Raw genomic sequence first — 26,031 nt, forward strand, 5'->3', positions numbered from 1 at the left:
AGGGAGAGGACCATGACAGACGCACTTACGGCGTGCCGCCGCTGGGTGGTGTTCGCACTGATGCCGCTCTTGCTGCTGTCCGCGTGCGGCAAGCAGGAAGTCTATGGCAAGCTGAAGGAAGCCGAAGCCAACGAGATGATCGCGGTGCTGCGCACCGCCGACGTCGACGCGAGCAAGACCAGCGGCGCCGACGGCAACTGGAGCGTCGCGGTCGCGCCCGACCAGTTCTCGCGCGCGGTGCAGGTGTTGCGCTCGAACGGTTTGCCGCGCGATAGCTTCGCCACGCTCGGCACGGTTTTCGAGAAGAAGGGCTTCGTGTCCTCTCCGGTCGAGGAGCGCGCGCGGCTGATCTATGGGCTGTCCCAGGAGCTGAGCCATACCGTCAGCGAGATCGATGGCGTCGTCGAAGCGCGCGTCCACCTAGCCATCCCGCAGCCCGATCCGCTGTCCGAGACGATGAAGCCCTCGTCGGCGGCGGTCTTCATCAAATATCAGCCCGGCTTCGACGTGCGCAGCCAGACCGGCGCGATCAAGGCGCTCGTCACCAACAGCATCGAGGGGCTGAGCTACGACAAGGTGTCGGTGGTGATGGTGCCGAGCCAGATCGCCGCGCCGGCGCCCGCGATTTCGATGCAGACGATCGACACCCCCGTCGTGCGGCTCGGGTTGATCGCGGCGGCGCTGCTCGCGGCGGCGGCTGCGCTGTTCTGGCCGCGTCGCCGGCGTGCCGCCAGTACCAGCCTGCCGGTGCCGGCCGAGTGAGCGGCGCCGACACCCGGCGGCGGCTGGTGGCGAGCGCGATGCTCGCGCGCCAGCTCGATCCGGTGGCGCGACGCGCGGCGGCGTTGCTCGGCGCGCGGGGGCGCACCCCGCCGACGCTCGCCGATCTCGCCCAATGGCCGCGCTGGCCGACACTTGACGGAGATGCGCGGTCCCGCATCTTCGCGCTCGCCGCGTTGGTCGCGGGGCGAGACCGGCTCGCGCGCGAGATCGACGGCGAGCGGCTGCGCGATGTCGCCGCGCTGGTGGGTGAGGACGCGCTCGAGGCTGTGCTTGCGCTGCCGCCGGGCGGCGACCGCGTGCTCGACCCACCCAAAATGCTGCCCGCCGCCGGGCGCGCGCTCGCGGAACAGGCGCTGCCGCCGACGCTGGCGCAGCGGCTCGGCCGGTGCGGACGCGATCTGCCGCAAGGCGACGGGTTCGTGCGCGCGGCGGAGCGAATCGCGGAGGCTGCCGCATGACCTTCTATTTCCTCCACAATGACGGCGCGGCGCTGATCGCGACCGACCAGCCGGTGATCCGCGCCGGCGATGCGGGTGCGATCGCCGAGGCGCGCGACTTGCTCGCGACAGTGCGCGCTTACGCCGCCGACACTGCCGCGCGAGTCGCCGCCGAGACCCAGGCGGCGATCGAGCGTGGCCGCGCCGAGGGCTTCGCTGACGGTCGCGCCAGGTTCGTAGCGGCGATCGCGGAGCTCACCGCACAGGCAACGCGACGTGAACGCGAGCGTGAGGGTGAACTCGCCGCGCTCGCGCTCGCCGCGGTCCGCCAGATGCTCGGCGCGATCGGCGACGCGGCGGTTACGGCGGGGCTGGCCTGCCGGGCGGTCGCGGCGGTGGCGCCTGGGGGGACGATCACGGTCGAAGTGCCGCCCGCGCTCCAGCAGCCGGTGATCGATGCGCTCGCCGATCATCACGGCGACGGCGCGGTGCAGGTCGTCGCCGATGCCGCGCTCGAGATCGGCCAATGCCGTGTGAGCGGTGCGGACGGGCGCATCATCGCCGACCTTGGTGTGCAACTCGCCGCGCTCGCCGAACGCTGGGAGCTCGCCGATGTCGCTTGACGCGGCGCCTCCCGAAACACGGCTTTCGCAGCTTTTCGAGCGGCTCGACGCCGCGCCCGCCTTCGAGCAACGGGGGCGCGTGAAGGGTGCGATCGGCACCGCGATCCGGGTGAGCGGCATCACCGCACGGATCGGCCAGACCTGCGCATTGCTCGATCGCGCCGATCAGCCCGCGCTTCTCGCCGAAGTGGTCGGCATCCACCAGGGCGAGACGATCCTCGCGCCGCTCGGCGACTTGCGCGGGCTGTCGGTTGAAACCGAGGTGGTGGTGCGGCTTGGCGAAGACAGCGTTCCGGTCGCGCAAAGCCTGCTCGGCCGCGTGCTCGACGCGCGGCTCCAACCGCTCGACGATCTGCCGCTGGTCCGCGCCGAGTCGACCCAGCCGCTCTACGCCGACGCGCCCAACCCGATGCGGCGTGCGCGGATCGAGCGCCAGATCGAGACAGGCGTGCGCGCGATCGATGGCGTGCTGCCGATCGGGCGAGGGCAGCGCGTCGGCGTGTTCGCGGCGGCCGGCGGCGGCAAGTCGACGCTGCTCGGCACGCTCGCGCGCCAGACCGAGGCCGACGCGATCGTCATCGCGCTCATAGGCGAGCGCGGGCGCGAAGTGCGCGAATTCATCGAAGACAATCTGGGCGAGGCCGGACTCGCGCGGTCGGTGCTGATCGTGGCCACCTCGGACCGGCCCGCGCTCGAACGCGTCCGCGCCGCGCACGCCGCCACCGCGATCGCCGAGGGATTTCGGCGTGACGGCAAGCATGTGCTGCTGCTGATGGACTCGGTGACGCGCTTCTCGCGCGCGCTGCGCGAGATCGGGCTGTCGGCCGGCGAGCCGCCGGTGCGACGCGGCTTCCCGCCGTCGGTGTTCGCCGAATTGCCGCGGCTGTTCGAACGTGCCGGCACCGATGCGCGCGGCGCGATCACCGGCATCTACACCGTGCTGCTGGAGGATGAGGAGGATGATCCGGTCGGCGAGGAGGTGCGCTCGCTGCTCGACGGGCACATCATCTTGTCGCGCAAGCTGGCGGCGCGCGGCCATTATCCGGCGATCGATGTGCTGGTGAGCCAGAGCCGGCTGACCACGCAATTGGTTTCCAGCGAGCAGCAACGCGCTGCGATGGGACTGCGCGCGCTGCTCGCCAAGCTCGACGAGATCGAACTGATCGTCCAGGTCGGCGACTACAAGCCCGGGCAGGACGCGCTCGCCGATCGCGCGCTGGCCGCCAAGCCGACGCTCGACGAGTTCCTGCGCCAGCCCACGCGCGACCGCTGCGATCTCATCAAGACACAGACGATGCTGAGGGGATTCGAGCCATGAGGGACCAGATCGACAAGCTGGGCGTGCTGCTGCGACTACGGCGGCGCGAGGTGGACCGGCGCGCGCGCGAGGCAGCGATCGCGGCGGCGGCGGTGCAGGCCGCCGAGGCGGCGCGGGACGAGGCGGAGCGTCTCGCCGCCGCCGCGCGTGTCAAACGCGACCGGGCGCTCACCGAGCGGCTCGCCGCGCCCGCCGACGCGCATATCGCGGCGTTCTGCCTCTCGTGCGAGCAGCGCGTCCACGAGGCGATCGAAGCGCTCCGCCGCGCCGAACGTGCCATCGCCGGCGCGATCGAGCGTGCCACCGCGATCCGCCAGCATCTGCGGCGCGCCGAAGCGCGGCTGGAGGCGCTCAGCACGCAGCTGCATCAGGCGGTCGCGCGGCAGCGGCAGGCCGGCGAACGCCGCGCCGCCGACGATCGCGTCGTGTCGGGAGCGTTGGCATGGGCGTGAGCGCGCCGGCTGCTGCATCGGCCGCCGCCTCGACCCGGTCGGCGCCCGCCGCCGCGCCGCGCCCCGAGGGCGAGGCGGCGAAGCGTTTCGGCGAAAGCCTTGGCCGGCACGCCGCGGGCGCGCAGGGCGATGGGGCGGGCGCCGATACGCCGCAGGGGGCCGTGACGGTCGGACTCCACCCGCCGCGAAAATCCGTGCCGCCAGGTGACACGGGCGGGCAGGGCGTCGCCGCCGATCTGCCCGCGCCGCGCCGTGTGCGGGACGAGCATCCCGCCGCGCTTGCGGACGGCACGCCGACGAAGGCGGTGACCGCAGCGCCCACCGAGCGCGCACCGCCGAGCGGCACGCCCGCGCAACCGGCGGTCGAGGTCGCAGTCGCCGACCGGCTTGGCTTGCCCGAACCCCGTGGCGGCGAGACCCGGGTGAGCTTCCCCGACGCACAGGCCCCCGCGCGTGACGTTCTGGTCGTACAGGACGCGGGCGGCGGTGTGTCGATCGACATCACCCTGCGCGATGATCGCCCGCGCGACACCGCTGTAACCGACGAGCTTCGCCGCCGTCTGGCCGCGCGCGGCATCCTCGTCGCGCAGGTCGCCGCGCATTAGCTGCGCGCCGCGGCTCAGGTGAGCGCGCCGCCGGGGTCGCGAGAAACGCGAACGCCGCCCCTTATCCTAATCCATGTTACATTTCCCGCGCTATGATATCTTCAGGTGTGTGCGATAGGTCGCACCGCAATGGTTCGCGAATCGGTTGTCCTGCGTCTCTTTCGAAAGATCCTGATCGTCTGGTGCGCGATCGTGTCGCTGGGGGCGGGCGCGTTCGGCGGGCCGGCACCTGCTTTTGCCGACGTGCTGCGGGTCGGCCGTCCGCTGTGCTATGCGGTCAGCCGGACAGTCGCGAAAGACGGCGGCGCGCCCCCTGCTTTTCTGTGTGCCGGGCAGCCCGAGGGCTACCAGAAAGGCACGCTCTGGTTTCGCGCGATGCTGCCTCCGGGAGCGGACCGGCGCGACGACCTCTCGCTGATCGTTCACAGTTCGCGGTTCGATCGTCTGATCGTCACCTTCTCCTACGCCGATCGCGCGGTCGAGCGGCAGGACGTGCGCAGTGGTGATTTCGGTACCCACTGGCGGGCGGGCGGACAACTCGCCTTCCGCGCGCCGCACCGCGACGCGCCGCTGACGGGCGTTACGATACGGTTCGATAAAGTCGCGAGTGCGCACCTGCTGCGTATGAGGCTCGTCGGGCGCGGGGAGGAAAGCACGCAGACGGCGGGATTGGCCGCCTTGATCGGCGCGGCGCTCGTGCTGTTGCTGGCGGGAGCGATCTACAATGCCTCGCTGGCGCTTGCCCTGCATCGTCAGTTCTCGGCGTGGCAGGCGGCGTGGGCGATCTGCATGGTCGCGTGGGGCGCATGCTGGTCACAGCTCCACCTGCTTTTCCTTCCGGCGATGGCCGGTGCGGTGTCCGCGCAAATCTGCACGTTTCTCTCCTGTCTCGCGATTCCGCTGGCCACGCTGAGCGCGGTCACCGCGCTGGAAGAACGCTACGTCAGCCGCTGGCTGAGACGATCCACGCTCTGGCTGACGGCGGGCGTATTCGTGCTCGGCATCCCGCTCTCGCTGATGCGGTCCGGGCCAATCGACACGCTCGGCGGCGTGCTGAGCGTCGTGGTGCTCGCCAATTTGGTCGCGGTCGCCTTCTGCATCGGGCAGGCCTGGCGGCGGGGGAGCAGCGACGCGCGCAGCTACGCCGGAGCCTGGGCGGTGCCGATGCTCGTTCTCGCCTCCACCAGCTTCTTCGATGCCGACGCGATGTTCTGGGGTGGTGGATCGCAGATCCTCGTGCTTTTTGCGGCGGCGTGGCAGACGCTCTTGCTTTCCGCCGCCGCCTCTCGCTCGCACGGCCGCCTGCGCGCGGAGCGCGACATGGCGCGTCGAGCCGAAGGCCAGGCGCAGGAACTGGCGCGCCGCGATGCCCTGACGGGTCTGCTCAATCGACGCGGCTTCATCGAGCGGATCGGCACCGTCCTCAATACGTCGCGCGACAGGGGCGAGGCGGTGGCCCTGCTGCTGATCGACGTGGACTGGTTCAAGTCGATCAACGACGCTTACGGGCATGAGGCGGGTGATGTCGTGCTGGCGGCGATCGCTCACTGTATCGCGCATCACGAATGCCCGTCCTGCATCGTCGCCCGCCTCGGCGGCGAGGAGTTCGCGGTGATGGTCGCGGGGCTGGATGGCGCCGAACTGATGCGCTTCGCAGAGGGGCTTCGCCAGCAGGTCCGCGACTGCGAGCACGGCGACCTCATCGACAACCGCAACGTGACGGTGAGCATAGGCATTGCCGAAACCATCACTGGAGCCGATTTCCGCGCGCTTTATCGGCTGGCGGATGAGGCGCTTTACGAGGCCAAACGGAACGGACGCGACCGGGTCGTGATCCGCCCACCGGACGCCGCTAACCCTTGCACCGATGATCTTGACCAGGTCGCCGTGGGGCTGTGAGGTGTGCTGCTGCCGTCGCCCGGCGAAAAGATCATGATCCGGCATAGGTGAAAGGGACTCGCTGTCCCACGCTTCCGGGGGCGTGATCGGCGTGGCGCTTTTCACCTATACGAAGCGCCCGCGATATGGTCGATTTCGGCGAACCTACGCTTCGGGGGCGGGTCGAATGGCCGAAATCGAGCAGTTCTCGGAACCCGATGGCGAGCATCTGCTCGGCCTGTTCGATTCGGTTTCCTATGATGCCGACGGGGTCGGGCTGGCGCTCTCGGGCGGGGGGTATAAAGCGGCGGCCTATCACCTGGGTGCGTTGATCCGCCTCAATGAGCTTGGCTGGCTGCCGAAGCTCTCGCGTGTTTCCAGCGTTTCGGGCGGCTCGATCGCGGCCGGATTTCTCGGGCTGGTATGGCGCAAGCTGATCTTCGCCGCGGATGGGGTCGCGACCAATTTCGACACGGTGTTCGTCGAGCCGCTCGGCACGTTTCTCACCGAGGTCAATCTCGACATTCCGCAGGGTCTGCTCGGATTGCTGCTGCCCTTCCGCTCAGCGGCCGACGGCGTGGCGAAGGGCTATGACCGCCATCTTTTCAAAGACGCGACGTTGCAGGATTTGCCGGCGGACGGGGAGGGGCCTCGCTTCGTGATTCTCGCGACCAATTACGAACTCAATTCCCTCTGGCGCTTCGCGCGACCCTATGCCGCCGATCACCGCGTCGGGATGATCGACAATCCGGTATTGCCGCTATCGCGCATCGTCGCGGCTTCGTCCGCGTTTCCGCCCTTCTTCTGCCCGATCGAGGTCGATTTCGCGGGGCAGACGGTGAAGCCCGTCGCTGGCGCCGATCGCAACGAGGGCGATTTCCTCAAACGCGCGATCCTCGCCGACGGCGGCATCTACGACAATATGGGGCTCGAGCCGATCTGGAAGCGCTACGGCACGCTGCTCGTCAGCAACGCGGGCGGCGCGTTCGACGAGGAACACCACCCGACCGACTGGTTCAATCTGCTCTTGCGGGTGATCAACATGATCCACCGCCAGGCCGAGAACAACCGCCAGCGCGCGCTGATGATGCTCACCAAGACCGGACAGCGAAAGATCGCCTATTGGCCGCTCCGAAATACGGGCAGCGTCTATCCGAGACCATCGCCCGCGCAGCCTTCGCCCGAGGACGTCACGCGCGCGCAGGAGGAGGGTGTGCGGCTCTGGTCGCTCGGCGCCAGGGCGTATGCGCGGCTCGTCAATCATGGATACAGTCTGTGCGATTCGGCAATGGGATCGTATCTCGGCTCCGGCACGCCGCCGCCAGCCACGCTTCCTCTCTAGGAGTCGATCATGGCGAAGATGGTGCCGATCCCGCAACCGACCGCCCGCCGGCTGCGCGTCTATGCGTTCGATCCCAACGCCTCGCTCGATCTTGGATCGGCCAAATTCAGCCACGCGACGATCGCACTTGCCTGGTCCGACCCGACCGAGGAACCGATATCGGTCGGCCCGGTCAACGAATATCTCGAGGTGATCGATATCGATCCGGCGAGCCGTCAATTCTACCCGCCGCTCGATCTCAACGCGCCCGACGTGCTCGGGCAGGACGGGCTGCCGCCGTCGGAAGGCGATCCGCGCTTTCACCAGCAGATGGTGTTCGCGGTCGCGATGAAGACGATCAAGCTGTTCGAGCGCGCGCTCGGCCGCAAGGTGATCTGGGCGCCGGCCTGGGACGACGACGAAAAGACCTATGTTCCCACGCTCAAGCTGCGCGTCTATCCGCATGCGCTGCGCGAGGCGAACGCCTATTACAGCCGCGACAAGCGTGCGCTGCTGTTCGGCTATTTCAACGCGACGCAGCGCGCGGCGGGGGCGAGCTGGATCTTCACCGCGCTTTCGCATGATATCATCGTGCACGAAACGACGCATGCGATCCTCGACGGGCTGCACCCGCGTTATTCGGAACCGACCAGCATCGACAGTCTGGCGTTCCACGAGGCGTTCGCCGACATCGCCGCCCTGTTTTCGCACTTCCAGCTCTATGAGGCGGTGTACGATTATATCGAGAAGAATGCCGGCCATCTCGACCAGATCGGCCTGCTGAGCGGGCTGGCGGGGCAATTCGCGAAGGGTACCTCGGGGCATCCGTCGCTACGCGATTTCATCGACACTAAGCCTGACGCCAATCTGATCGAGAACACGGACGAGCCGCATGATCGCGGCTCGATCCTGGTCGCGGCGGTGTTCGATGCGTTTCTCAGCATCTATTCGGCGCGAACCGGCGACCTGCTGCGGATGTGTGGAATCCAGATGGGCGCGACCGGGCCGCTCCATCCCGATCTCGTCGCGCGACTGACCGGAGAGGCAACCAAGAGTGCGGATCACGTGTTGCGGATGTGCATTCGGGCGCTCGATTATCTGCCGCCTGTGGATGTGCGATTCGGCGAATTCCTGCGCGCGATCATCACCGCCGATGCCGATCTGATCCCCGATGACAGGCTCAATTACCGGCTCGCCTTCATCGAGGCGTTCCGGCGACGCGGTATCTTTCCCGAGCATTGCCTCTCGATGTCGCCCGACAATCTGCTGTGGGACGCGGCCGACCCGGACTTGACGATCAGCGATATCGACGCCGAGGGCATGAACCTCGTCCCGCAATATAGGCGGAGCGACATTGTCAGGACGGCCGAGGAGAATCGCCGCAAGGTCTGGTACTGGCTCACTCAGCCGGAGTTGAGACTTGCTGGGCCGCCGAACGCGGCGGATGAGCAGCGTTTCGCCGCCTTCCGCGCGAATGCGCGCGCGGTGTTCGCTCACGACCATGCCTGCACCGGCGCGCGGTTGACCGCCTACCTGGCCGATATCGACGCCGATCTCACCTGGCTGGGCATTTCCGAACCCGACCGCGAGAAGCTCGCGGCCGATCTGGGCGCGGCGCCGACCCACTTCGCACGGTGGGAGACGTTTCTGAAAGTGCTGACCGATCCGACGCGCGCGACCAATGTCGTGTCCGATAAGAACGTCGATCGGGCGTGGGAAAGGGAGCTGGGGCTGTTCTTCCAGCGACCGTCCGACAACCCGCTATACACGATTCGGGGCGGGATGTCCGGCCTGTCGGTCGAGGTGGCGAGCGTACGCACGACCCGGCGCGCCGGCCCCGATGGGCAGGACATCCGCCAACTCGTGATAGAGATCACGCAGCGCCGCCAGGGCTATTTCGACCCGAAGGTCCAGGCTGCCAGCGATGCGACCCCGCCACCGCAAGGCACGTTCCCGAAAGGGGATTTCATATTCCGTGGCGGTGCGACGATAATCATCGATCTGCGCGACAACACGCTACGCTACGTCATCACCAAGCGGATCGACGACGATGTTCGGCTCGATCGCCAACGCCAGCATCTGCTCGCACCCGAAGCGATGGGCTTCACTTACGATCCTGCCGCCGCCAAGGAACCCTTTGCCATGCTCCACCGGATGTAGCGCGATGGCCAGGCGCACCACCAAGCCCGCCGCACCTCCGGCCACGGCATCGGCCGGCAAGGGCGAGACGATCACGATCCGCATGTACCGGCAGATACTGGGCGACTGTTTTCTGCTGACGCACGACTATGACGGGCGGCGCTTCCGCGCGCTGGTCGATTGCGGCGCGCTGCAGTGTATCGGCGCGAGCAAGCCGAATACGAAGGCGGCCGTCGCGCACATCGGCGCGGTGGTCGACGATCTCCTCGCCGATACCGGCGGCGAGCTCGATCTGGTGATCGGAACGCACGAGCATTACGATCATCTGTCCGGCTTCCTGCTGCATTTCGACGTCTGGCAGAAATTCACCATCAAGCAGGTCTGGCTCGCCTGGACCGAGGATTATACCGACAGCGTCGCCAACGACATTCGCGATAAGAAGTCGAAGGGGCTGGCGGCGCTCGCCGCGCTCGTCGGCCTTGGTGCCGAGGGCAAGCCTAATCCGTTCGCGCTGGATCGCACGAATGCGGAGATCGACGATACGGTGACCCGGATCAGCGATCTCTTGCAGTTCTACGGCGAGATCGACCCGTGGCAGGCGCCTGACGGTCAGGCGCTCGCCGGCGCCGGGCGGGCGCCGCGCGTTTCGAAAGTGCCGCCGCGCAGTTGTCTCGACGTCTTCGACTGGCTCAAGAGCAAGGCGGCAGACGGCAACGTGACCTATCTGTCGCCGGGTCAGCAGAAGGTGTTCGGCGTAGACAATCGGCTCAAAGCGTCGGTATTCGGGCCGCCGCGCACCCGCGACCGGCTGCTCAAGCTCGATCCGACCGATGGCCCGACGCGCGAAACCTATCTCGTGCGCCCGGACGACGTCAACGCGCTCGACGTCACGCTCAAGCTTCGCGCGGCGCAGGCCGATACAGCCATGACCGACGACCCCGGCCACTACCCGTTCGCCGAGCGTTTTCGTCGATGGGAGGACGAGACATCGACCGACGCGGTCGCCGCGCTTTATTACAAGGGCCAGGCAAAGCGGCGGATCGACGGTACGTGGCTCGGCTCGGCCGAGACGCTTGCGCTCAAGATCGACGGCGACGTCAACAATACCTCGCTCGCGCTGGCGATCGAGGTGCCGGGGCGCGACGTGTTGCTGTTCCCGGCCGACGCGCAGGTCGGCAACTGGCTGTCGTGGCATGACCAGCAGTACCCGGCCACGCCCGTGCCGCCCGGGGGTGCGCAGGAAAGCGCTGAGCAAATCCTCGCGCGCGTGATCTTTTACAAGGTCGGCCATCACGGCAGCCACAATGCCACCGCGCGCCTTAAGGGGCTGGAGATGATGACCAGCCCCGATCTCGTCGCGATGATGCCGGTCGTGGAGGCGATCGCCAGGGAGCAGGTGACGAAGACCAATCCAGATGGTTGGGCCATGCCATACGGCGATCTGTATGCGCGGCTGAAGGATAAGACCGCGAAACGCATCGTGCGCGGCGACGGCGACCGCGCGGAGGAGGAAGCGGCTTTCGCCACCCCGGGCGGCCGCTTCGCGCTGACCTATTCCGACAACGGCCCCAACCCGCTGTGGGCCGAGCTGACCACGATCTGTCGTCCCGCCTGAAGTGTGGTGGCTGCTGCGAAGCCGCTCGTGCGAAGTAGGGCGCGGGGAAGGTCCGCGGAGATTCACCCGTCGCACTTATCGGTCGATCGAAGCCGCTTTGCCTTTTACGACAGGCACGCGACGCGAAAGCGGGCACCGCCGGCCTGTCGAGCATCCACTGCGCTTGGGGCAGATCGTCGAGAAGCGCCGCAGTAATCGCTGACCTGGCCAGCGGTCGTGAAGAAGCTCAGCGGGCGACCGCCGCGCGACAAGAGGCGATGGATGCCTAGCACCCCTGGGCTGCGCGTGCGGGGTTCTCGGTCGCTGTCTTTGAAATAATATGTCCCGTTCAACATCAGACCTTCGCGGTTGAGCTGATCTCGCTCGTGCGCATACACTGCGAACGACATGCGCGTGACGCGTCCGTCTGGATAGGTCAGCTTCAGCGTATAACCATCGACCTCGTAGTGCCCGCGCGTGCCGGCGCCTCGGCTCCCGCCCATCGCCGACGCGCCTTCCGCGCCCGGACCGCCGCCGGCCATGAACGAGGTGCTGCGATCGCTGCTGAACGTACCGTCGGGGAAGAAGCTGTACGAGCTCTCCGACAGCACCGAGTTTCCGCCGCCGAAGGCGATGTTCCCCGAGCCGCTGACATGACGATATTTGCCGCTGAGCTTCATGCCGCGCCGACCCGCCGTCATAGCATTGGTGGGCGTTACCTTGATCGTGTCAGTATCGCCGTCGCTCCAGGTCACGATGATCTGGTTGCCGCTGCGGGTCCAGCGGCCCCATGCTCTTGGCTCGGCGCGACGCGACGCGGCGGGGTCGATCAAGGCCGGCGGCCGGTCGAACGCGCGCTTGGCGGTGCCGTCGCGCAAGAACAACGGGCTGTCGATCGAATAGCCCGTCATGAAGCCGCCGGCCCCCATCGTGTTGCCGCCGGTGGTGTACAGACCGGCGATCTGCCCGTCCTGGAGTCCTCCGGCAGGGGGCGGGATCTGTGTGGCTGCGATCGCGGCCTGGCGCCGGTGTTCGACTTGCCCGGACCTCACGGCTTGCAGGGTGCGGTCGACAGCATAGGCGCAATCCTTGAGCCACTGCTCGTTTGGGCAGCGTACCCCGACCAACACCGTACGGCCGTCGGGCAGATTGACCGATCCGGCCATTTGAACCGCGGTTTTGTCTACGCTTCCGGGTAAGCTGCGTCGGATCCACGGATTGGTGGCGGTGCCCACCCACTTCAGCGGTCCCGGCGCCTTGTCGTCTTCGTCGATGAGCGCGTCAGCGAAGCGGGTGATGCTGTCGCGCAGCCCGGTGGCCGAAAGTGCCGACGGTGCGGTGGCATAGACCGTGGCCTGACGCGTGCCCATCACCTGACGAAGTGTGAGCACCGAGGTGCCGTCGGCAAGATACTGACTCTCCCAGCCAGGCACGGTGAGCGGTTCGGGCGGTTCTGGCATCACGATCTGACCGCGTTGTATCAGCACGAGCAGCGTTGTCGCGCCGCGAAGGCATCGATCGCCGCCATACTGATCGGGATGCGCGGTGTCGCAATTGATGTGGAACGGCAGATAGCCGCCACGCGCAGTCTTCGCCACGCCCCAGACGCTCAAGTTCTTGTCGAAGGCATAGTCCCAGCGTAGCGTCTTGGCGATCACGTCCTGCCCCATCGGCTTGGCCCCTGCCATGCTGACGGGCACGTCGTCCCCATCCGTCGCGGCATTGGCCCAGGCGCTCTCCAGCGCGTTCTGCATCGTCCGGCCGAGCGCCGGCTCCTCGGGCGCGACCTCGAGATAATAGTCGCTCTGCCACGTGAACTTGCTTGGATGCAGTTTGAGGAGACCCCTGCGCCAATCCTCCGCCTCCCAGTCGGCCACTGCAGCCGTGACCTTCTGCGAGAAGGCAGTCGGCGGATCATCGCGCGCGGGGGCGCGGGACGCGATCAGGCACAGCGCCAGCCCTGCGCAAAGCGATCGAAGCCTTACCATTCCCGGCCTCAGCGCTTGGCGAGGACGAAGCCGGTCGGCGTCAATTCCATCGCATCGAGATCGAGCGACATCGCTTTGGCGCCGGTGCGCGCACTGGCCTGAACCTGCGCCATCTTAGCGGGGTCAGCCTTGGCCTGCGCGGTCATGGCTTCGAGCAACATCGCCTGGATCAGGAACGCCTCGGCCATTTCCTGCTTCCGCGCGTCGTTGAGCGTTGCAATCTGGCCTGTGGCCGCGATGGCGTTGGCGGCCTGGCGGCGCACCGCCTGTGCCTGCTCCTTGCTGTTCTGGTCCGAGCGGCCGCGCGACGCCATCCAGGCGTTCAGCCAATAGACCGTCATCGCATCGGCGACATCGTCGGTGCGCAGCCCAAAGCCGGCGAGCGCAGGAGTGATCTCGGCGATCACGTCCTTTTGCGCGAACAGTTTTTGCAACTCATCGGCACCCTGCGGAGTGGCGGCGCGGGTTTTCTCAATGAACTGGGCATAATTGCGCTTACGCAGCTCGAGGGATGGCGTGAAGCGGAACGCCGCCCCGGAAGCCGCCGGGGCGGCGGGCGGCCTCGCCGCGCCGCCGGCGGAAGGCCGGGTAGGCGCGGACAGCGTATTAGTCAGAGTGCTCATGTCGAACACGCCCTGCGCGCGGGCATCGACCGAGAGCGTCGCTGCAAAGAACAGGATCGGACTGAACAGAAGAAGGCGCATCTCGTCAGGCTCCCTCGAAGAAAGCGTGCCCATGCAAATTGCAGCGGCTGGTCCGGGCATCTCCTTCGGCTGTTGCATTTGCAAGACATGCGCACCGGCTACGGAGCGTTTCGTCTGATGGTAAGTGCAATTTGCCTTGATACGGTCTACGGTCGCTTCTCGTACATCGCTGTCGTAACCACGCCAGTTTGCAACCGGCCCAGTCCTAGCCGTTCCGCATAACCTGTACCAGCGCCCGGTTTCCGAGAACGCTCATGCCATGTCGAACGTCGGCTATTGAGTCGCCACGGCCGTCTGGATGCGAACGCTTCAGCGAGCGATGGATTGAACGCGAGCCGCGACGAGGAAGGCGAGATCCCACACGATCATACCACCCACGGCGCGATGCTCGTGCTCGATCCGCTGCGTCAGCGTGGCGGGGTCGATCTGTTCGACGGTCGCGATGCCTCGTTCGACAATTCGGGGCAGCATCGCTTGCGCCAGTATCGGGACGAACGAAGGCTGGTCGGGGTAGAGTAGGATAGCCTCGCAGCGCGCTTCCTCGACCGAAAGCCTCAAGCGCTGCATCAGTTCCGGGAGCCGGAGTGCCAGCCCCACATCGCCTCCTTCCGCTGCAACCGTCCGCCAGTTCCAGTCGTACAACTGGCGGTGCAACGCGAGATCCCCGAGCCCTGCGGGAAGGCCAGCGCGTGCATGTTCCTGAAACGCCAGGATCCCATCAGGCTTCGCCATCGCCGCCAGCCGCTGCACCGCTTTGGTGGCGTCGGGCAGGTACATCAGCACGCGACGGCCAACGATTGCATCGAAACGGCCAAGATCGGGCAGGTCATCCGAAAGATCGACGGCGTGGTACCGGATAGGCGCGGCACGTGCGTCTACGTCGATCTTCCGGGCCATCGCGAGCGCCTGTTCGCTTCGATCGATCGCGATGATTTCGCCGCTCGGTCCGGCAAGCTCAGCCACATATCGGCTGAGGTCACCATTGCCGCAGCCGACGTCGAGCACCCGCGCGCCGGGCGCGATGCCGATACCGCCAAAGAAGCGGGCGCTGGGAGCATTGGCTGGGTTGGGCGGGGCGGACAGAAGTGCATGAGACATTGTCTCATCATAGCCATGACGTTCGTCGATGCCAAGTGTATCGGTCGCGCGGAGGAGGGACAAGAGGTAGCATGATGAAGTCGCTCCACGAGGACGCTATGCTCGCGGCGATCGTAGCGTAAGCGATCGCCGATCTGAGAGCTGATGTGCGGAGCAATCCGGAACGCTGCCACTCTGCCGATCCGCGTTTCGGTTGCGAGCAGTCATACCGATCGTCAAAAGGACAGTCATCCCCGCCGCTCGCAATCCCGCGCGCTTCGCTGCTTGCTGGCGCGGTCGGTCGGTGGCACACACCGGCGATGGAGCGCGAAAGAACGTCCATGTTGGGGAGGATCGACGTCGACGGCGCGCCTGGCGACCGGCGCGTCGTCCTTGCGCGGCTCGCGCAGACCTATGACCGTGCGCTAAGCCGGTTCTTCGAACGGCGGGTCACAGTGAACGCCGACGTACCCGATCTGGTGCAGGACGTATACCTCCGCCTAAGCCGCATGCCGGATCCGGCCGGGATCGAAAAGCCTGAGCATTTCCTGTTCGTCACCGCTGCCAACGTGCTGCGCGACCGGGCGCGGCGCAACGCGGCGCGCGGCGGCGGCCTGCACGATGCGATCGACGAGGATCTCGCCGGTTCGGAGATTCCGCCCGACCGCGTCTTGGAGGGCAGGGAGGCGGCGGATCGCTTGCAGGCGGTGCTGCTAGAGCTTCCCGAACGAACGCGCGACGTGTTCGTGCTGCGCGTGCTGGAGGGGATGAAGATGGCGGAAGTTGCCAGCGCGATCGGCATTTCGACACGCGCCGCCGAAAAGCATCAGGCTAAGGCGCTCGCGCGCGTTACCGCCGCGCTGGAGGACTGGCGCCATCGCTGACGACGCGCTTCTTGTCGAAGCGGCCGCGTGGCACGCGCGGCTGGCGCGGGCCGACGACGCCACGCGCGCCGCATTCGCGGGCTGGCGCGCTGCGCGCGCCGACCATGCCGCCGCCTACGCACGGGTGTGCGCGGCACATGACCACGCGGCGACGCTTGCCGAGCACGACCCGTTGCTGGCGCTGCGAGGGGCGACGCTGGCGCGCACGGCGGCGGCGCGACGTTCGCGCAAGAGACGCTGGCGGGTCGCTGCCGCCGGGGCGCTGGTGCTGGCGGGCGCACCGCTCGCTGCGTTCGGCATCCGCGCCTTCTCCGCTCCGCCTGCCCCGCCTCCCTATGTGCAGACCTTCCGTACCGGCATCGGCCAGCAGACCGACGTGACCTTGCCCGACGGATCGGTCGTGACGCTCGACACCGCGAGTACGCTCGAAGTGCGGTTCGGCGCGGGCGCGCGGGCCGCGAAGCTCGACGGGCAGGGGTGGTTCCGCATCACGCCCGGCGCGGCGCCGTTTCAAATTCACGCCGGCGGCCGCGACTTCACCGCGCGCGAAGGCGTGTTCGACGTGCGCACCGATGCCGACCGGGTGCGGGCGTTCGCGGCGGCGGGGCACCTGACGCTTGAAAGCGACGGGTCATCGGTTGCGCTCGCGCCCGGCCGGCTACTGGCCGTGCGCAATGCCGATGTTGTGATTCGCACGCCCGAGGATCCGACCAACTTCACCGGCTGGCGAACCGGGCTGCTGCAATTCGACGACACGCCGCTGGCCGAGGCGGTGGCCGAGTTCAACCGCTACAGCCGCCGCCCGATCCGTATCGCCGACGGCCGCGTCGGCGCCTTGCGCGTCTCCGGCGCGTTCCGCACGACCGGCGCGCCCGCCTTCGTCGGCGCACTCACCACCGGCTTCCCGGTGCGCGTGCAGCGGGATGCGCGCGATGGCATCGTCATTGCGGCGCGCTGAGGCGCGAAAAAAGACGATAGCCGGGTTCGGACTTTCAGCGGCGCTGCGTCTAGTCCTTCGGAAGACCCCGCATGTGACGGGGCCGCTTGGAGGGAAAGGGGTGTCATGGCGACTGTGCGGCGCGATCGCAGCGGCCGTGGCGCTCGGCACGCCTGCGGCTTCGCGTGCGGCGTCGGCGTTGCCCTTCGACATCCCCGGCGGCGACCTTGCCGATGCGCTGATGCGGTTCGCGCGGCAGAGCGGGCGGCAGATCCTGTTCGCGCCCGCGCAGGTGCGCGGGCTGCGCGCGACAGCCGTGCATAAGCGGCTCGATCCCGACCGCGCGATCGCGCGGCTGCTGAGCGGCACGGGCTTTCGCGCGCGCCCCGCGCCGGGCGGTGCCTATCTGCTCGAAGCGGTGCCGGTGCCGCGCCCCGCGCCCGCGCTGCCGCGCGCGATCGCGCCGGCCGATATCGCGCAGATCGCCGATATCGTCGTGGTCGGCACGCCCGGTGGCGGCAGCCGGCGGCAGGAGGCGGCGTTCGCGGTAACGACCGCGAACCGCGCCGCGATCGACCAGCTCGGCGCGCCCGCCACCGCCGATGTACTGCGGCTGATGCCCGGCCTGACCGTGGAGACCTCGGGCGGCAAGAACGGCGCGAACATCTTCGTGCGCGGCTATCCGTCGGGTGGAGATGCCGAATATGTCACCTTCCAGACTGAGGGCGTGCCATATTTCCCGCCGGCAACATTGTCCTTCCTCGAAAACTCGCAGCTCTACCGCATCGACGGGTCCGTTCAGCGCGTCGAGGCGGTGCGGGGCGGCACGGGCGCGCTGCTCGCCTCGGGCCAGCCCGGCGCGACCATCAATATCATTCAGCGCGAGGGGGACGATCATCTCGCGGGGCTGGTCAAAACGAGCGTGATCGACGACGGCGAGGGGCGAGGCGACGCCTATGTCTCGGGCCCGCTCGGCCCGCGCACGCACTTTATGATCGGCGGCTATTATTCACGCGGCAACGGCATCCGCTCGCCCGGCCTCGCCGCCGATCGCGGCGGGCAGATCACCGCCAACCTGCGCCGCGACCTCGCGCGCGGATCGGTGCTGGTGTTCGCGCGCTATCTCGACGATCGCAGCCAGTGGCTGCTGCCGATCCCGGTCGAGCAGACCGGTCGCAGCATCGGCGCATATCCCGGTTTCGATCCCGGCACCGGCACGCTTGCCGGACCTGATACCCGCACCGGCACCCGCAACGACGGCAACCGCTACGACCTCAACGACGGGCGCGGCGCGCGGATCGTCAATCTCGGCACCAATGTCGAGCTTCGTTTCGGTGATACCGTGACGCTGCGCGACAAGGCGAGCTGGCTGGCGGGCCATGCCGATACGACCGGGCTCGTCTCGGACAACGTGCCGCCCGAAAGCGCCGTCGCTTACGCCGCACGGCTGGGCGGCGCGATCGGCATGCTCGTCACCACCGCCGACGGCCGGGCGGTCTCGCCCGCGAAAGCCGTGGTGCAGGCGGGCATCTGGACCGTGGCCAAGCGCATCGATGCCTTGGTCAACGACGCCACGCTCGAATGGGCGACGGGGGTGAGCAAGGCGACGGTCGGTGTGTACGCGACCGAGTATGGATCGCGCGACCATTGGGATATCGGCAACGCGTTGCTGCTCACCGCGCAGCCGCAGGCGCGCCGGCTCGACCTGACGCTTGCGAACGGCACGGTGGTGACGCGCGACGGCTTTGCGAGCGGATCGAGTTTCCTCGTCGATGCACGGTACCGGGGCAGTGATCTTGCCTTCTATGGGGTCGAGGAGGTTACGCTCGGCGATCATGTCCGGCTCGACGGCGGCGTGCGGCACCAGCGCCACAGCGTCGACGGCAGCGTGCGCGATACGCGGGCGGCTGGGTCCGGTGGGCTCGATGGCGATCCGCGCACGCTCTACGACAATGACGATATCGTGTTCGGCGATACCCGCTCGCAGGTGCGCTATCGCGGCGGGGCATGGTCGTGGACGTTCGGCGGCAACGTCGACGTGACGCGACGCTTTGGCGGCTTCACACGATTCAGCCGGGGCACCAGCTTCCCGTTCTTCGACAATGTGCGCGACGGCATCACCGTGGCCCCGCGCATCGACACGATTGAGGGCGGGGTGAAGCTGACCGGGCCGCTCAGCCTCTTTGCGACTGTGTTCCGCAACAGCTTCCAGGGGCTGGCCACCACCGTCATCGCGGGCGGCGCGCCGATCGCCTCGATCGGCGGGGCGCGCGCGACCGGGGTGGAAGTCGACGGGACATGGCGGGTGGCGAAGCCGCTGTCGGTGGCGTTCACCGGCACCTGGCTCGACGCGCGCTACCGCCGCTTCTTCACCGACGCTGGCCGCACCGATCTCAGCGGCAACCGCGTCCAGCGCCAGCCGGTGTGGCAATGGCGCGTCACGCCGAGCTGGGACTTCGAAGTCGCCGCGCGGAAAGCGGGCCTGTTCGCGACGCTCGCTTATATGGGCGACCGCTGGTCCGACGTGCAGAACCAGCAACTTCTGCCGGGCTTCCTCAAGTGGGATGCCGGCCTGACATTCGACCCGACCGACCGGCTGCGCCTGCAAGCCACTGCCGACAACATCACCAACGCGATCGGCCTGACGGAAGGTAATCCCCGCGCGCTCGGGACTCAGGCGCCCGGTGCGATTTTCGCGCGGCCGATCCCCGGTCGGTCCGTCAACCTCTCCGCCAGTTTCCGGTTTTGAGCATGAACCGCCACCACCCACCCTAATCATCCGGGCCTGCGTCGATTTTGCCCGAATGCCGCGTCGGCACCGCTCCGACGCGTTGGCGGCGTGCGCCCGCAGCGCATGGCCGCCCCCCCAAAACAAAAGACCGTCAGGAGGACTTCCCATGATCCGTACGCACACGCTCACCTTCGCCTTGCTGGCCGGGACCGCGCTTGCCGCGACACCGGCTTTCGCGCAGGCGCCCGCCGCCGCGCCCGAACCCGCCGCCACCGCCGACGCCGCGCCGATGGCGGACATCGTCGTCACCGGCAACGCCAACCGCGAGGGCTTGCGTAAGCTCGACGCGAGCTATTCGATCTCCACCGCGAGCGCCGAGCAGATCCGCCAGGTCCAGCCGACCTCGACCGCCGACCTGCTCAAGATCGTGCCGGGCGTATGGGTCGAAAGCTCGGGCGGCAATGCCGGCGCCAATGTCTTCATTCGCGGCTTCCCATCGACCGGCGACGCCCCGTTCCTCACGCTGCAACTGAACGGCTCGCCGCTCGTCGCGCCGTCCTCGCTGTCGTTCATGGAGAACAGCTCGCTGTTCCGCCTCGACGACACGATCGAGCGCGTCGAGGTGCTGCGCGGCGGCCCGAGCCCGATTTTCTCGAACGGCCAGCCGGGCGCGACCACCAACTTCATCCTCAAGGAAGGCACGTCCGAGCCGCACCTGTCGCTGCGCGGCACCTACGGCACCGAGGGCACTTATCGCGGCGACGTGGTGGCGCAGGGGCCGATCGCAGCGGATACGACGTATATGATCGGCGGCTTCTACCGATATTCGGACGGCTTCCGCCACACCGGTTTTCAGGGCGATCTCGGCGGACAGGTGACGGCTAGCATCACGCACAAGTTCGATGCCGGCAAGCTGACCGTCTATGCCCGCTATCTGGACGACCAGAACGCCTTCTACACGCCGATGCCGCTGCTCGAGACGAACGGCAAGTTCAGCACCTTCGCGGGGTTCGACGCGCGCACCGACACGCTGGTCGGACGCGAGATCGAGCGTACGCTGATCGAGACCGGCCCCGCTGTCGGCGGGGGTGCGACGCAGAAGAAGGCGGTCGATCTGTCGCGTGGGCGCGGCGCGAACCTCTACACGTTCGGATCGACCTTCAATTACGATCTCGGCAGCGGCTTTGGCGTGCAGAACACCGTGAACTTCACCAAGGGCACGTCGGAGACCAACGCGCTGTTCACCGGATCGAACCCGCAGACCGTCGCGCAATATCTCGCCGCGTCGGGTGGCCCTGGCACCGTCACCTATGCCGGCACCGGCCAAGCGCTAACCGGCGGCCAGCAGACCATCCAGGCGGGCATCTGGAGCGTCGCCAAGCACATCCAGAGCTTCACCGACGAACTCAAGCTGTCCAAGGAGCTGTTCCAGGGCAATACGCTCACGCTCGGCGGCTATTTCGCCAGCGTGCTCGATCACGACACCTGGAACCTCGGCAACAACATCCTGCTCGCGCTCGAGCCGCAGGCGCGTGTGCTCAATGCCCGTCTCGCCAACGGTACGATCCTGACGCGGAACGGTTTCACCAGTGCCAACAGCTACGACGTTAATGCCTTCTACAAGAGCACCAACATCGCCGGCTATGTCAGCGACGAGTGGAAGTTGGGTGCGCTGCGCCTCGACGGCGGCGTGCGGGTGGAGCGGGTGAAGCTCCGCGACACGTTCGAGAACAGTTCGACCGGCGATCTCGACAACAATCCGCTCACCGCGTTCAACAACGGCGCAACCTATCTGAATGGCACCTTCACCACGGTACGCTATGCGAAGACGCAGGTATCGTGGACGGCGGGCGCGGATTATGCGTTCACCAACACGCTCAACGGCTTCGTGCGGGCGAACTCGGGTGCGCTGCTGCCGCAGTTCGATGATCTCCGTGGCAACGCGACGGCAATCCAGAACATCAAGCCGCAGACGGCGGACCAGTATGAGGTCGGCCTCAAGACCTCGACCCGGCTCTACGATCTCTACCTCACCGGCTTCTACAACCGCTTCCACAATCTGATCTTCCAGGACATTCGCGTCGTGAACGGGGTCGAGCAGAACGTCGTCCTGTTCGGCGGCTCGCGCGCATATGGGCTTGAGTTCGAAGGCGCGATCCGCCCGGTCGACGGGTTCCAGCTCGCCGTGCGCGGCGTGGTGCAGGACGGCAAGTTCAAGGATTTCGGGCCGAACTCGGGTAACGATGTCAACCGCCAACCCAAGTTCCAGATCGCCGCGATCCCGTCGTACACGTTCCGCAGCGCGTGGGGCCAGGCACGGCTGTTTGGCACGTTCACGCATATCGGCAACCGCTTCGCCGATATCGAGAACCAGCAGCGGCTCGGCAGCTATGAGACGCTCGATCTCGGCGCGTCGATCGATCTAAACGACCGCTTCTCACTGCAGGCAACGGTAGACAATGTGACGAACACGCTCGCGCTCACCGAGGGCAACGTTCGCACGGTCGGATCGGCGGACAACAACGGTTTCTTCCTCGGCCGACCGATCTTCGGCCGCCACGGGACGATCACCGCTGCCGTCAAGTTCTAATGCCTTCCGCCGGCCGGGGCATGCCCGGCCGGCCCCTTTTTCACGAGGCCCCCATGATCGTCCGCTCGTCACTCGCGCTTGCGCTTGCGCTACTCGCCCCCGTTGCGGCGAATGCGCGCCCGCAAACCCCAGCGGATGCCGCTCGCGCCGTGCAGACGCCCGAGGATATCTACGGCCCGCTCTACCGCGCGGTCGAGCTTGCGCGCGTCTTCCCCGACAGCAAGACCTTTGCAGACATGGTGCCGCTGAGCACGCCCGCCGCGATCCTCACCGCTTACCACGCCGAAGCGCCGCAGGATCGCGAGGCGCTCGCCACGTTCGTTGCGCGCCATTTCCGCAAGATCGGCGATGCCGCGCCTGCCAAGCCGACGATGCGTGAGCATATCCGCGCACTGTGGCCGGTGCTCGCCAAGCCGCCGATGGCGGTGGTTCCCGGCTCCTCCGCGATCCCGCTACCCTATGCGTATGTCGTGGCGGGGGGCCGTTATCAGGAGATGTATTATTGGGACAGCTACTTCACGATGCTGGGCCTGAAGGCGGACGGCGAGAGCGCGCTGATCGACTCGATGCTCGCCAATTTCACTGCTCTGATCGCCAAGTACGGCCATATCCCCAACGGTACGCGCAACTACTATCTGTCGCGCTCGCAGCCGCCGTTCCTCGCGCTGATGATGGACCTGTCCGACACACACGATTCCGCTACTGACGCGGCGCGGCTGGCTGCGCTCAAGGCCGAACATGCCTATTGGATGGCGGGTGCGGCCTGCCTCGGCGCCAGCGGCGCATGCGAGCATGTCGTGCGCATGCCCGATGGCAGTCTGCTCAACCGCTATTGGGATGCGCGCGACACGCCACGCGACGAATCCTATGCCGAGGATGTCGCCACTTCCACCGCCGCGGGCCGCACGCCCGGACAGGTTAACCGCGACCTGCGCGCGGCGGCGGAGAGCGGCTGGGACTTCAGTTCGCGCTGGCTCGCCGACGGGCAGACGCTCGCGACGATCCGCACGACGCAGATCGTGCCGGTCGATCTCAACAGCCTGATGTGGAACCTTGAACGCACGATTGCGCGGCGTTGCGCCGCCGCCGGCGACGCGGCGTGCGCCCGCGATTTCACGGGCCTTGCCGCCAAGCGCGCAGCCGCGGTTTCCATGTACCTCTGGTCCCCGTCCGAACAGCGTTTCGGCGACTGGGACCGCGCGACGGCCAAACCGACGCCCTCGATCAGCGCGGCAATGATGTATCCCCTATTTGTCGGCCTCGCCACGCGCGAACAGGCCGACGCCACCGCGACTCTGGCGCAGGCCAAGCTGTTCGCGCCCGGTGGGCTGCGCACAACGACGATCCGCAACGGCCAGCAATGGGACCAGCCCAACGGCTGGGCGCCGTTGCTGTGGATCGGCGTGCAGGGGCTCGATCGTTACGGCAAAACCACGCTCGCCGAGGATCTTGCACGACGGTGGGTCCATACCGTCTCCGCCTATTACGATCGCAGCGGGCTGATGATCGAGAAGTACAACGTCGAGACCGGTTCGGCCGGTGGGGGCGGCGAATATCCTGTGCAGGACGGATTCGGCTGGACCAACGGCGTGACACGCGCGCTGCTCGATCGCTATCCGGCGCTCGATCCGGTCGGTCGCGTCGCGACCGGGAGCAAGGCGCGCTCCCGGTAGCCGCATCGCGCGCGAGCAGGACGACGCGGCCGGCGTTCGGCGACGGGTACCGCGCTTTCGCGGTCGCACGGCGGGCGCGCGCAACGTCGTCTTTGAGCGTGATCGTGGGGTTCTGCACCGCCAGCACCTCGTACTCATCTCTCGTCAGCCGTCGTGGACGCCGCAACGATCGCCACCGGATAGTCGAAGACGCGCGCCGACCAAATGACGGTCGCTCTCGCTCTGATCGCAACTTTCCGTTAAATCGGCAGTTCATCGACCGGGAGTGATCGCATTATGCGCTGTTTCAGATTTGGCGTAGCGGCGATTCTACTCGGCGCGGCGCCTGCGTGCCACGGGCAACAGCCGGCGACACCACTGACAAATGGGCAAGCGACGAAGGCGATCCGCGACTTGCTGGGGATACCCGGGCTGCAGGTGGTGTTGGGAACGTGCAAGCCGGCGCTGAAAGCCAAGTTCCCTGGGCAGACCGCCTGCACGCTGGATGGCGTTTCTCAGGCAGGGACGTCCGAGACGCAGGCGGACTTTCATTGGAGCGGGACAGAATGGATCGCAGAGCCGAGCGAATCGCAAACGATACTGCCTTTCCCCGATCCCGTCCTGATGAACGTTCATGCCGGGGCGAGTGTTGACGAGAATGCCGGCCCACTTAGCGGAAGCAGAAGCAACTGAGGCCCGGCTCCGGTTGTGACGGTCGAACGGTCATTCTTGTGCCGAGCGAAATATCGTCGGCCAGTCTCCAGCTTCGACACCACCGCAGGTCTGTTGCAATTGCATGCTGGCGATTACGAAGGCGCCGCCGTTCCAGATCCAGCTTGCGGTCATCCCGCAGTCCGCCAAGGCACGGCCCTTGGCCGAGGTGCTCAGCATGCCCCTCTTGGGATCGAAGTCCACGTTCGTGAAGTAAGTCGTACCGGATCGTTGAGGATCGTTTCCGCGATAGGGCCGCGGCAGGACAAGGCGTTTCGCGGGGCCCCCCGCGCGCGGAACGATGAACGCAAGGGAGGAACTCTGATAGGCTCCCATAATACATGGGATGAAAACGAGTGCTTGATTTTCACTTAGCGCGTGGGCTTCTGGTTCCATATTCGTCAGATCGGTCTGGCAATCCTCCTGTTTGAACACCGCCTTTTGGTCGGTTCGGGTGGCCGCGATCAGACGCGCGCTCTCTCCGGCTTTCAGCGTCGCTGTAATCCTCCGATATGGTACCCGCGGTAGCGGGGGCGAAGCCGGCACGCGCGACGCCGGCAAGGGGCCGGGCTTGGCGATCGCAGTTACCCCGCCGATCCTGTGCTGTCGCTCGTCAAAGCGCAGAACCGCGGCGGCGAGCCCGTCGAGCGACACTTCGGATTTTCCGCCGAGTGTCAACTTCGAACCGTTGCGTAGCTTGGCGACCAATCGCCGGATCGCGGGCAGGGCGTTGCTCGCAGCCGTGGTCACCCCGTCCGCAGATTCGACCGACCAGTCGGACCCGGAGAGTGCGGCAGCCTTCCCGTCAATGGCAATGTCGCCAATCGCGAACGGCTGGTCTGCGCTGATCGCGAGTGAAAGCTTGCCCTGCGGACCCCCGTCCCGTTCGATATCAATCTCTGCGCCGGCATAAGCTTCGGAGACGCCCTTGGCGACACAACGCAGAACATTATCGCAAGCGACGAACCACGACTGATAGCTGTCATAGCTCGGCACGACGACCGGAGGCGGCGCTGCCCGTGCGGTGGTTGAGATCGCGAGCAGGAGGGCTACAAGATATCGTGATCGCATCAGGGTACCTCGTGCGCTAACTCGGCCGCAATCGTTTAGCAGTATGCGAACGGTGAGAGAGTGTCGATCGATGCAGATCGAGGTCTGAAATCTCGGAAGGTATTGAGGGGTTTGGAGATAGTTATTATGGGCCATACCATCTGCGCTTGGCTTCGTTGATGCTCATTTGAACCGATCCTCACTGGCCGGAGAACGGCCGTTATCTTCGCTCGGCTTCGCAGAGGCCATCGTCCTGATATGGCGCCCATGCCGCAGGACGGGTCTAAGCGGTTGTTGAAGCGATTGCGCGACGCTTGCGCGGTGAGCGAATTTTCAAGCCATTGCGCACGCCTTCGACGATGCGGAGGGCGGTATAGATCAACAGAACAAACGAGAGATCGCCTTCTGCCAGATCGAAGACGCACAGAGTTCGCGCTCCCGTTCGGTTCGCGCGACAGCTTTCTCGCAGCGTACAACGAGATCGCGGCAGGAGCGAAGAAGGGCTGCATGCTCGCAGTCGCCCGTGCAGCGAGCCAAGACGTGGAGCGGCCCAATCC

The 26,031-nt window shown here is 66.8% G+C and carries 19 protein-coding genes; 15 read left to right on the forward strand and 4 right to left on the reverse strand.

Annotated features, from left to right (window positions below; genetic code table 11):
• The first annotated feature begins 12 nt into the window (after window positions 1-12).
• The 10 genes from sctJ to PX554_RS17930 all read left to right on the forward strand — a co-directional run bounded on the left by sctJ (window position 13) and on the right by PX554_RS17930 (window position 11,171).
• Window positions 13-762: a type III secretion system inner membrane ring lipoprotein SctJ gene (sctJ, locus tag PX554_RS17885; RefSeq protein ID WP_275503883.1), complete on the forward strand. Its 750-nt coding sequence runs from the start codon at window positions 13-15 to the stop codon at window positions 760-762.
• On the forward strand, window positions 759-1,241 hold the full coding sequence (locus PX554_RS17890; RefSeq protein WP_275503884.1) for a hypothetical protein: 483 nt from the start codon (window positions 759-761) through the stop codon (window positions 1,239-1,241). Before sctJ ends, PX554_RS17890 begins: the two co-directional genes overlap by 4 nt.
• Window positions 1,238-1,843, forward strand: coding sequence for a FliH/SctL family protein (locus PX554_RS17895; protein ID WP_275503885.1), 606 nt, complete (start codon window positions 1,238-1,240; stop codon window positions 1,841-1,843). The genes PX554_RS17890 and PX554_RS17895 overlap by 4 nt, the downstream gene beginning before the upstream one ends.
• Window positions 1,833-3,161: a FliI/YscN family ATPase gene (locus tag PX554_RS17900; protein WP_275503886.1), complete on the forward strand. Its 1,329-nt coding sequence runs from the start codon at window positions 1,833-1,835 to the stop codon at window positions 3,159-3,161. Before PX554_RS17895 ends, PX554_RS17900 begins: the two co-directional genes overlap by 11 nt.
• Window positions 3,158-3,613 carry a hypothetical protein gene (locus PX554_RS17905; RefSeq protein WP_275503887.1) on the forward strand — a complete coding sequence of 152 codons (456 nt, stop codon included), beginning with the start codon at window positions 3,158-3,160 and terminating at the stop codon, window positions 3,611-3,613. The genes PX554_RS17900 and PX554_RS17905 overlap by 4 nt, the downstream gene beginning before the upstream one ends.
• A complete protein-coding gene (locus PX554_RS17910; protein ID WP_275503888.1) occupies window positions 3,604-4,218 on the forward strand; it encodes a hypothetical protein in 615 nt (204 codons plus the stop codon). The genes PX554_RS17905 and PX554_RS17910 overlap by 10 nt, the downstream gene beginning before the upstream one ends.
• Window positions 4,219-4,347: 129 nt before the next feature.
• Complete coding sequence (locus PX554_RS17915; RefSeq protein WP_275503889.1) at window positions 4,348-6,117, forward strand: GGDEF domain-containing protein; 1,770 nt, start codon at window positions 4,348-4,350, stop codon at window positions 6,115-6,117.
• Window positions 6,118-6,283: 166 nt separating this feature from the next.
• Window positions 6,284-7,438, forward strand: coding sequence for a patatin-like phospholipase family protein (locus PX554_RS17920; protein WP_275503890.1), 1,155 nt, complete (start codon window positions 6,284-6,286; stop codon window positions 7,436-7,438).
• Between the two features lie 9 nt (window positions 7,439-7,447).
• Window positions 7,448-9,577: a gluzincin family metallopeptidase gene (locus PX554_RS17925; RefSeq protein WP_275503891.1), complete on the forward strand. Its 2,130-nt coding sequence runs from the start codon at window positions 7,448-7,450 to the stop codon at window positions 9,575-9,577.
• A gap of 4 nt (window positions 9,578-9,581) precedes the next feature.
• Complete coding sequence (locus PX554_RS17930; RefSeq protein ID WP_275503892.1) at window positions 9,582-11,171, forward strand: ComEC/Rec2 family competence protein; 1,590 nt, start codon at window positions 9,582-9,584, stop codon at window positions 11,169-11,171.
• 104 nt (window positions 11,172-11,275) lie between these two features.
• Here the strand turns inward: PX554_RS17930 and PX554_RS17935 are convergent, their stop codons facing one another.
• From PX554_RS17935 to PX554_RS17945, 3 genes are all read right to left on the reverse strand, one after another.
• Window positions 11,276-13,138 carry a hypothetical protein gene (locus PX554_RS17935; RefSeq protein ID WP_275503893.1) on the reverse strand — a complete coding sequence of 621 codons (1,863 nt, stop codon included), beginning with the start codon at window positions 13,136-13,138 and terminating at the stop codon, window positions 11,276-11,278.
• Between the two features lie 8 nt (window positions 13,139-13,146).
• On the reverse strand, window positions 13,147-13,842 hold the full coding sequence (locus PX554_RS17940) for a DUF6683 family protein (protein WP_275503894.1): 696 nt from the start codon (window positions 13,840-13,842) through the stop codon (window positions 13,147-13,149).
• Between the two features lie 309 nt (window positions 13,843-14,151).
• Complete coding sequence (locus tag PX554_RS17945; protein WP_275503895.1) at window positions 14,152-15,003, reverse strand: class I SAM-dependent methyltransferase; 852 nt, start codon at window positions 15,001-15,003, stop codon at window positions 14,152-14,154.
• 257 nt (window positions 15,004-15,260) lie between these two features.
• On the opposite strand from PX554_RS17945, the gene PX554_RS17950 reads away from it, so the two are divergent.
• The 5 genes from PX554_RS17950 (at window position 15,261) to treF (ending at window position 23,734) form a co-directional block, all read left to right on the forward strand.
• Window positions 15,261-15,803, forward strand: a complete 543-nt coding sequence (locus PX554_RS17950; protein WP_256326319.1) for an RNA polymerase sigma factor — start codon at window positions 15,261-15,263, stop codon at window positions 15,801-15,803.
• Entirely contained in the window at window positions 15,703-16,761 is a 1,059-nt protein-coding gene (locus PX554_RS17955; protein WP_275503896.1) for a FecR family protein, read from the forward strand. The genes PX554_RS17950 and PX554_RS17955 overlap by 101 nt, the downstream gene beginning before the upstream one ends.
• A 100-nt stretch (window positions 16,762-16,861) precedes the next feature.
• Window positions 16,862-19,489 carry a TonB-dependent receptor gene (locus tag PX554_RS17960; protein ID WP_275503897.1) on the forward strand — a complete coding sequence of 876 codons (2,628 nt, stop codon included), beginning with the start codon at window positions 16,862-16,864 and terminating at the stop codon, window positions 19,487-19,489.
• 148 nt (window positions 19,490-19,637) lie between these two features.
• On the forward strand, window positions 19,638-22,061 hold the full coding sequence (locus PX554_RS17965; protein ID WP_275503898.1) for a TonB-dependent receptor: 2,424 nt from the start codon (window positions 19,638-19,640) through the stop codon (window positions 22,059-22,061).
• Window positions 22,062-22,114: 53 nt separating this feature from the next.
• Window positions 22,115-23,734, forward strand: a complete 1,620-nt coding sequence (gene treF / locus PX554_RS17970; protein WP_275503899.1) for an alpha,alpha-trehalase TreF — start codon at window positions 22,115-22,117, stop codon at window positions 23,732-23,734.
• Window positions 23,735-24,436: 702 nt separating this feature from the next.
• Here the strand turns inward: treF and PX554_RS17975 are convergent.
• Window positions 24,437-25,495: a DUF1176 domain-containing protein gene (locus PX554_RS17975; protein WP_275503900.1), complete on the reverse strand. Its 1,059-nt coding sequence runs from the start codon at window positions 25,493-25,495 to the stop codon at window positions 24,437-24,439.
• Between the last annotated feature and the right edge of the window lie 536 nt (window positions 25,496-26,031).

It is taken from the genome of Sphingomonas pollutisoli (assembly GCF_029167165.1).
In the GTDB taxonomy this organism is placed as follows: domain Bacteria; phylum Pseudomonadota; class Alphaproteobacteria; order Sphingomonadales; family Sphingomonadaceae; genus Sphingomonas; species Sphingomonas pollutisoli.